Annotated in this window: 1 pseudogene; it reads left to right on the top strand. The window is 55.0% G+C overall.

Going from position 1 to position 462, the window contains the following annotated elements:
• Positions 1–462: pseudogene (locus JIG40_RS23035) on the top strand (transketolase); the annotation flags it as partial.

The following is a 462-nucleotide window of genomic DNA, read 5'->3' as shown; positions in this document are numbered from 1 at the left end:
GTAGGTATGGCGATTGCAGAAAAAGCACTGGCAGCGCAGTTCAATAAACCGGGCCACGATATTGTTGACCACTTCACGTACGTGTTCCTGGGCGACGGCTGTCTGATGGAAGGCATCTCGCACGAAGCGTGTTCACTGGCTGGCACTCTGGGCCTCGGCAAACTGATCGCTTTCTGGGATGACAACGGCATCTCGATCGACGGTCACGTGGAAGGCTGGTTCTCAGACGACACTCCAAAACGCTTTGAAGCTTACGGCTGGCATGTGATTCCAGCGGTTGATGGTCACGATTCAGATGCGATCAACGCAGCGATTGAAGCGGCAAAAGCCGATCCTCGTCCAACACTGATCTGCACCAAAACCATCATCGGTTTCGGCTCGCCAAACAAAGCTGGCTCACACGATTGTCACGGTGCTCCTCTGGGCGCTGACGAAATCCAAGCCGCGCGTGAATTCCTGGGT

Origin of the sequence: Vibrio sp. bablab_jr001, from assembly GCF_016464285.1 — a bacterium.
In the GTDB taxonomy this organism is placed as follows: domain Bacteria; phylum Pseudomonadota; class Gammaproteobacteria; order Enterobacterales; family Vibrionaceae; genus Vibrio; species Vibrio fluvialis.
This window is presented reverse-complemented; position numbering and strand designations above follow the sequence as displayed.